This is a genomic window from Ginsengibacter sp. (genome assembly GCF_057362405.1).
Genome location: NZ_JBMQQG010000077.1, coordinates 1 through 7,660, shown reverse-complemented (window position 1 = coordinate 7,660; position 7,660 = coordinate 1). Strand labels below are relative to the sequence as shown.

Annotated in this window: 7 protein-coding genes; 2 read left to right on the top strand and 5 right to left on the bottom strand. The window is 39.3% G+C overall.

Annotated elements, in window-relative coordinates; genetic code table 11:
* Positions 1–3: 3 nt before the first annotated feature.
* Positions 4–1,257: a beta-ketoacyl-ACP synthase II gene (gene fabF, locus ACO1O5_RS06730; protein ID WP_486269071.1), complete on the bottom strand. Its 1,254-nt coding sequence runs from the start codon at positions 1,255–1,257 to the stop codon at positions 4–6.
* Positions 1,258–1,286: 29 nt separating this feature from the next.
* Positions 1,287–1,523: an acyl carrier protein gene (locus tag ACO1O5_RS06725; protein ID WP_150414737.1), complete on the bottom strand. Its 237-nt coding sequence runs from the start codon at positions 1,521–1,523 to the stop codon at positions 1,287–1,289.
* Positions 1,524–1,718: 195 nt separating this feature from the next.
* Here ACO1O5_RS06725 and ACO1O5_RS06720 point away from each other — a divergent pair, with 195 nt between their 5' ends.
* Positions 1,719–2,156 carry a GNAT family N-acetyltransferase gene (locus tag ACO1O5_RS06720; protein ID WP_486269070.1) on the top strand — a complete coding sequence of 146 codons (438 nt, stop codon included), beginning with the start codon at positions 1,719–1,721 and terminating at the stop codon, positions 2,154–2,156.
* Here the strand turns inward: ACO1O5_RS06720 and ACO1O5_RS06715 are convergent, their stop codons facing one another.
* The 3 genes from ACO1O5_RS06715 to ACO1O5_RS06705 form a co-directional block, all read right to left on the bottom strand.
* Positions 2,157–2,639, bottom strand: coding sequence for a YcxB family protein (locus tag ACO1O5_RS06715; RefSeq protein ID WP_486269069.1), 483 nt, complete (start codon positions 2,637–2,639; stop codon positions 2,157–2,159).
* A 257-nt stretch (positions 2,640–2,896) separates the two neighbouring features.
* Positions 2,897–3,622: an OmpA family protein gene (locus ACO1O5_RS06710; protein WP_486269068.1), complete on the bottom strand. Its 726-nt coding sequence runs from the start codon at positions 3,620–3,622 to the stop codon at positions 2,897–2,899.
* Positions 3,623–3,836: 214 nt separating this feature from the next.
* Complete coding sequence (locus ACO1O5_RS06705) at positions 3,837–7,199, bottom strand: vitamin B12-dependent ribonucleotide reductase (RefSeq protein WP_486269067.1); 3,363 nt, start codon at positions 7,197–7,199, stop codon at positions 3,837–3,839.
* Positions 7,200–7,428: 229 nt separating this feature from the next.
* On the opposite strand from ACO1O5_RS06705, the gene ACO1O5_RS06700 reads away from it, so the two are divergent.
* Positions 7,429–7,660 (top strand): D-aminoacyl-tRNA deacylase (locus ACO1O5_RS06700; RefSeq protein WP_486269066.1); only part of this gene is annotated, 232 nt, incomplete at its 3' end.

Here is a 7,660-nt window from a genome sequence, read left to right as displayed (position 1 = left end):
TAGTTAAGGCTTGTATTTCTTTACAATAACTGAAGCATTGTGACCGCCAAATCCAAATGTATTGCTTAAAGCGGCATTTACTACTTTTTCCTGTGCGGTATTAAAAGTAAAATTCAGTTTTGGATCCAATTCGGGATCATCGGTAAAATGGTTAATTGTAGGAGGTACGATATCTTTAGTTACCGCTAGTATACAAGCCAGCGCTTCCACTACACCAGCCGCTCCCAGGCAATGTCCTGTCATTGATTTTGTAGAGCTGATATTTAACCCGTAAGCTTTATCGCCGAAGACACTCAGTATTGCTTTTGACTCTGCTATATCGCCTAAAGGAGTTGATGTACCATGAACGTTTATATAATCAATGTCTTCAGGTTTCATGCCGGCATCTTTTAAAGCAACTGTCATTACATTTTTTGCACCGAGTCCTTCGGGATGAGGAGCTGTAATATGATAGGCGTCTGCCGTAGCACCGCCACCCGCAATTTCGCAATATATTTTTGCGCCTCTTGCCAATGCATGTTCCAGTTCTTCAAGCACCAATACGCCTGCACCCTCACCCATTACGAAACCATCCCTGTCTTTATCAAAAGGACGTGACGCAGTTTTGGGGTCATCGTTTCTTTCACTTAATGCTTTCATGGCATTAAAACCACCAACACCGGCTTCGCAAATAACAGCTTCACTGCCACCTGAGAGTATTATATCGGCCTTGCCTAAACGAATATTATCATAGGCATCAATGATGGCATTAGTGCTGCTGGCGCAAGCGCTGACCACGGCAAAATTGGGCCCGCGAAATCCATATCGCATTGATATCTGCCCGGCACCAATATCCAGTATCATTTTGGGAATGAAGAAAGGATTGAAACGGGGAGTTCCATCGCCCCTGGCAAACTCCATAACGTCATCCTGGAAAGTAGTTATACCTCCAATACCACTTGCGAAGATTACACCGACTCTGTCCTGGTCAACGTTTTCTTTACTTATGCCGGCATCTTTTACAGCTTCGTCACTGGCAATCAATGCAAATTGGGCAAACCGATCGAGTTTACGTGCTTCTTTTCTTTCTAAATAATTTGTGGGTTCAAAATCTTTAACCTCGCAGGCAAACCTGGTCTTAAATTTCGCAATATCGAACTGCTGAATAATATCAGCACCAGATACACCTTTAACTAAACCATCCCAGTATTCGGGGACTGATTTACCTAAAGGCGTTATGGCTCCCAATCCGGTTACAACTACTCTTTTTAGTTCCATAAGTTTGCCTGCAATGTTAAATACGATGATTACTTAGCATGCTCTTCAAGGTATGCTACTGCCTGGCCAACCGTAGTGATGGTTTCGGCCTGCTCATCAGGAATAGAAATATTAAATTCTTTTTCAAATTCCATGATTAATTCGACGGTGTCTAAGCTATCGGCACCTAAATCGTTAGTAAAAGAAGCTTCGGGTGTAACTTCAGCCTCATCAACTCCTAATTTGTCAACAATGATTTTTTTAACTCTTGTTGCAATGTCTTGCATGATTGTAAAATTTAGTTAATACGGCTACAAAAATATACTTTTTGTGATAAAAAAAAATAATAACTGATCACACCAGTATTATGCCCAAAATTCAATAACACGAAAATAAATTCTGCCTTTTGTTCATTCAGGATAATTCCAAAAATAGTATCTTGTATATTTACTAAAATGTCTTAACCTCCATAGTGTTACGTTATGCCGATTAAACAGATAGATCACGGATCAAACGAATATAAAAAAATGGTCGACTTGCGTTATGATATCTTGCGCAAGCCCTTGCAACTTAAATTTGAACCGGCGGAACTTGAAAAAGAAAAGCACGATATTCTCATCGGGGCCTTTGAGGAGGACAAAATATTAGGCTGCTGCCTGCTTACTAAAGTTGATAAAGAATGTGTGAGACTTCGCCAAATGGCCGTTCAAAATAATTTACAAGGTAAGGGGATTGGAGCCTCCATGATGCATTTTGCTGAAAATGTAGCCCGGGATGCAGGTTATAAAAGACTTATTATGCATGCCCGCAAAACTGCCATTGGTTTTTATGAAAAACTGGGATACAAAGTGTCAGGTAATGAATTCCTCGAAATTTCCATCCCACATGTTATTATGGTTAAGAAATTAAATCACTTTTAATTAAATTTTGCGGTTTATTTTTTCATTTAAAATTTGTCTCGCCTCTCCTGTTTTATCATCGCCGAAAGCATCTTTTGGAATAATAAAAAATGAACGGCTATCGAAATACAGATGAAAAAAATGTGGGCTTTCAATCATGCTGCTGAAAGCCGTCCACGGCCAACTTCTGCTGCCACGCTCGTTTTCAATAAACATGTGTTGTGGCTCAAAACTTACTTTCAGGCGGTCTTTAAAAGTTTTTGATTTACGGTAAATAAGATTGGGTAATATATACCAAAAAGACACCATTAAACAAAACCATAAACAAGAACTTCCCAGGAACGCGTAGGCTGATACCTTTTTTAAAAAATAGAAAGTTGCAGCAACTATAGCGAATACATTCACAAGTATCACCATAATTTTTATTTCTTTTCTGGTAATGAAGTGATATCGAAGCGCCTGCAGCACCTTGGGTTTGCTATAATTAAAAAAGGAAGATGTCATATAAACAAATGTACGATGTAGTATTAAAGCGTAAACATTTTATTAGAAACAGAATATGACGTTCTGTTACAATATTTCATTGCTTTTAATTCTAATAAAGAATGTAGAATCTACGGAAAATGAATTCCAAAAAATCAGGTTGTTATTTGCCTATTCAATTTTCTGAAAGTAGCTAACGCAGTGGGACATACGAAAAAAAAATTGGCAAGCTATACCTGAGGCAGAAAGAGAATACGACAAAGTAAGCTTTGTATATTTCATTGCTGAACCGGCTGGTCCGGGTCTAATATTTTAACTTCGGTACGGCGGTTTTTTTGCCTTCCCTCTTCGGTGCTGTTATCTTCAATTGGTTCTTCGGCGCCATATCCTTTCGCCACCAGTCTGTCGTTGCTGATTCCTTTCGTTATTAAATAAGATACTATAGATTTTGCCCTTTCCAGCGAAAGCACCAAATTTTTTTCGTCGCTTCCGATATTATCTGTGTGGCCTCCAATCTCTATTCTTTCATTGGGTTTTCTCTTCAAATAGTCAACCAGGTCGTCAAGGGTATTATAAGAATCCGGGCGCAAAGTAGATTTGCCGAAATCGAATTCAACATCATCTAAAACAAACGTTTTGGGAGGATCAAATTCCAGGTTTACTTTGAACGGATTTTTATAATAAGAGTTTGGGCCGAGCGCAGGTATGTCTAAAATATTATAACTGCTGGAATCTTTGAAGCCTAAAATATAAATGTCGTATTTATCTCCTGCAGGAAGACGGGTTGCAAAATTTCCCATAGAGTCACTAATTGCCTGGTATTCATTACTGTTTTTTTGGCTTCTGAAAACAACAAGCTCATTGTTTTTTGGCTGTTTGGTGCGCATGTCGGAAACGGTACCTTCTACTTTAGCATCTTTAGGAAGATTTAATACCGTCGTGGTTTGCGAATAGACAGGTGTAAAAAAAACTGCAAAAATCAAAAACACGATTGGATTTTTCATAAAATTACTTTGAAATAAAAAATAATATAAGACTAGCAACAGGATAGCACTATAAACTTAAAATAATTATTCCGGAATTTTTTGTTTTGATAACGTCGAATTTTCATTTTTATTTTTTGCTTCCTATTGCCACGGTTACTTTTCAGTCATTTTCAGTAAAGCAAAAGGCCACCGGATTAAGGTGGCCTTTATGCTTGTTGTTAAAATATACTTTCTAACTACATCCCATGCTGTTGCCGCAATTCAAACATTTATAACAAGTGCCGCTTCTAATGGTTATATGCCCACAGGTGTTGCATGCCGGTGCATCGCTCTGCATATTTTTTGCCGCTGCATTCACTGCATCATAGCCATTGCTTACTTTTTTCGCGTGCTCGGTTCTGTGTGGTTTCGTCTGTTCCTTACTGTTAGTTGCACCAATAACCCTCACGTCACTTAATTCCGGCACACGGTTTCCAATGGTCGGTGTATTTTCATCCCACGGTTTATCACCTATATTTTCCACCTCAGGTTTATCGAGTACATGCACCAGGTCATTTCTCCCCAGGTATTCATAAGCCAAAGAACGGAACATGAAATCAATAATAGATGTGGTTGTTTTAATATTAGGATGATCTACCATGCCTGCAGGTTCAAACCTTGTGAAGACAAATTTTTCAACAAACTCTTCTAATGGAACTCCATATTGCAATCCTATCGAAATGGCAATTGCGAAGCAGTTCAGCATACTACGCATTGTAGCGCCCTCTTTGGCCATGTCAATAAAAATTTCGCCTAATGTCCCATCGTTGTATTCTCCTGTTCTCAGAAATAATGCCTGTCCGTTTATTTTCGCCTTTTGAGTAAAACCGCGTCGTTTTGCCGGTAATGCCCTGCGCTCCACGATCATAGCAAGCTGGCGTTTTAAGCCGGTATCCTTGCTACTCTGCACACGCTTGTTCATTTCTTCCAACAGGTCCTCAACAGTTAACTGGCTCATGTCAACGATTCGTGGCTCACTGGTATTTACATTATTGCCAATTGCCAATTCTTCATTGTCAATTGCCTTTTTCTTTTTATCACTTTTGTTACTCAATGGTTGCGATAACTTAGAACCGTCACGGTAAAGCGCACACGCTTTTAAGCCGAGTTCCCAGCTTAACTTATACGCATCAGCAATTTCTTCTATTGTTGCTTCATTGGGGAGATTTATCGTTTTGGAAATTGCGCCGCTTATGAAAGGCTGTGTAGCGGCCATCATACGAATATGCCCTTCATGATGAATATATCTTTCCCCGATGTTGCCACATTTATTGGCGCAATCAAATACAGACAAATGTTCGTCTTTTAAATAGGGAGCGCCTTCAACAGTCATTGTTCCGCAGATATATATATTCGCCTCCTCAATTTGTTGCTCACTAAAACCTAAAGCTTCTAATAAACTCCATTCAAAATTGTTGTATTGCTCCTGGGAGAAACCTAACCGCTGTAAACATTCTTCACCAAGATTATAAACATTAAAAACAAAACCTATCTCAAAAGCAGATGCCATAGCGGCTTCCAGTTTTTGAATATCAGTTCCGGTAAACCCTTTCTGGGAAAGTGTTACAGGATTAATGTGCGGTGCACCATTTAATGAAGCATGTCCTTTCGCATAATTTACGATCTCTTCAATTTCCTTTTCAGAATATTTTAAATTTCTTAAAGCCTGTGGCACGCTTTGATTTATTATTTTAAAATAACCGCCGCCACTTAACTTTTTAAACTTCACTAATGCAAAATCAGGTTCAACGCCGGTGGTATCGCAATCCATCACGAGCCCAATAGTACCTGTCGGTGCGATAACAGTTGTTTGCGCATTTCTGTATCCATATTTTTCTCCCAGGATTACAGCATCGTCCCATGCTTTTGTTGCAGCTTTCAGTAAATAATCGGGGCAATATTTTGCATTAATACCTTGTGGTTTAATTTCAATTCCTTCGTACGCATCCATAGCATCATAAGCCGCTGCACGATGGTTACGCATAACACGGAGCATATGTTGCTTATTCTCTTCATACCTGGAAAAAGGCCCCAAATGAGCTGCAAGCTCCGCAGATGTTTTATAAGCTACGCCGGTCATAATCGCGGTTAGCGCTCCCGCAATACCACGTGCTTTATCACTATCATAAGCGATACCGCTTACCATTAACATGCTGCCGAGATTAGCGAAGCCAAGGCCTAATGTTCGGTAATCATAACTTAATTGTGCCACTTCCTTACTTGGAAATTGTGCCATCAACACAGAAATTTCAAGAACGGTGGTCCAGAGCCGAACAGTATATTCAAAACCGTTTACATCAAAAGAGTTATCACTTTCATTGAAGAACCTGCGAAGATTTACCGATGCCAGGTTACAGGCAGTATTATCCAAAAACATATACTCACTACAAGGGTTAGACGCTCTTATCGATCCGCCTTCGGGACAGGTGTGCCATTCATTTATAGTGGTGTTATATTGTGTGCCCGGGTCTGCACACCGCCACGCTGCATAATTAATATCGTTCCATAATTTTTTAGCTTTTACCTTCTTCATTACGCGGCCATCGCTTCTTGCTTTCAATTCCCAATCGCCATCTTTTTCAAGTGCATGAAAAAATTCATTAGGAATGCGAACAGAATTATTGCTGTTTTGGCCGCTTACTGTTTTATATGCTTCACCTTCGTAATCACTTGGATAGCCAGCTTCAATTAAAACGGCTACTTTCTTTTCTTCTTCTACTTTCCAGTTTACAAAAGTTTCAATTTCAGGATGATCCAGATCAAGACAAACCATTTTTGCAGCACGTCTTGTAGTGCCGCCGCTTTTTATTGCGCCTGCTGCCCTGTCTCCAATTTTTAAAAAGCTCATCAACCCGCTGGAAGTACCGCCGCCACTCAATTTTTCACCTTCACCACGAATACTGCTAAAGTTTGTTCCAACACCGCTTCCATATTTAAATATTCTCGCTTCACGCACCCACAAATCCATAATGCCACCTTCATTAACCAAATCATCATCAACACTCAATATAAAACACGCGTGTGGCTGCGGACGCTCATATGCCGAGGTTGATTTTTTCAACTGGCCATCATTTGCGTCTACAAAATAATGTCCCTGGGGTTTGCCCGTAATACCATATACTTCGTGCAGGCCAGTGTTAAACCACTGCGGTGAATTAGGCACACAGGATTGATTCAAAATTGCATAGACCAATTCTTCATAAAAAATTTGGGCATCGTCTGCTGTTGTAAAATAATTATAGCGCTCGCCCCACACTCTCCAGCAATGAGCCAGGCGATGTGCTACCTGCTTCACCGTGGTCTCTCTTCCGGTAGTTCCATCAGCCTGCGGAACACCTGCTTTACGAAAATATTTTTGAGCGAGAATATCTGTCGCAATCTGGCTCCACTGTTTCGGAACTTCAACATTGTCCATCTGGAAAACGATTTCTCCCGTTGTATTTTTTATAATCGACGTACGGTAATCATATTCAAACATATTATAGGGAGAAACACCATCTTTGGTGAATTGCCGTTGAAAACGGAGGCCTGTTGCAGACAGATTATTACTTGACATTGGGCTAATATTATTTTTAGGTTAATAAATCGTTTTTGGGACGCGGGAGAACGAAAATATTTTTATTCATTCATAAAACTCATTCTAAATTTTGCACAGTCTGTGGAAAAGAAGTGTGCATAATTTCACAAGCCTTAACCACGCTGATTTTAAAATTTTTTACACATTTTTAATTAAAATTTTTGGGTAAAAAAGAATCTAATTGACACAAAAAAACATTAAATAAGCAATGAGGATTGTAATACAAAGAGTATCAAATGGCTCTGTAGCCGTAGATGGCAAAGTAATCGGTACAATACAAAAAGGTCTCCTTGTTTTTCTGGGGATTGAAGATGCTGATACTGATGAAGATGTAATTTGGTTAAGTAATAAAATTGTGAATCTGCGCATATTTGATGATGAAAATAAAGTACCTAATATTTCCGTGAAAGATATAAATGGTGAAATTTTAATAGTAAGCC

Bases quoted from the DNA above. Each gene is read 5' to 3' on its own strand.
- fabF (WP_486269071.1), bottom strand. From the start codon at position 1,257: ATGGAACTAAAAAGAGTAGTTGTAACCGGATTGGGAGCCATAACGCCT.
- ACO1O5_RS06725 (WP_150414737.1), bottom strand. From the start codon at position 1,523: ATGCAAGACATTGCAACAAGAGTTAAAAAAATCATTGTTGACAAATTA.
- ACO1O5_RS06720 (WP_486269070.1), top strand. From the start codon at position 1,719: ATGCCGATTAAACAGATAGATCACGGATCAAACGAATATAAAAAAATG.
- ACO1O5_RS06715 (WP_486269069.1), bottom strand. From the start codon at position 2,639: ATGACATCTTCCTTTTTTAATTATAGCAAACCCAAGGTGCTGCAGGCG.
- ACO1O5_RS06710 (WP_486269068.1), bottom strand. From the start codon at position 3,622: ATGAAAAATCCAATCGTGTTTTTGATTTTTGCAGTTTTTTTTACACCT.
- ACO1O5_RS06705 (WP_486269067.1), bottom strand. From the start codon at position 7,199: ATGTCAAGTAATAATCTGTCTGCAACAGGCCTCCGTTTTCAACGGCAA.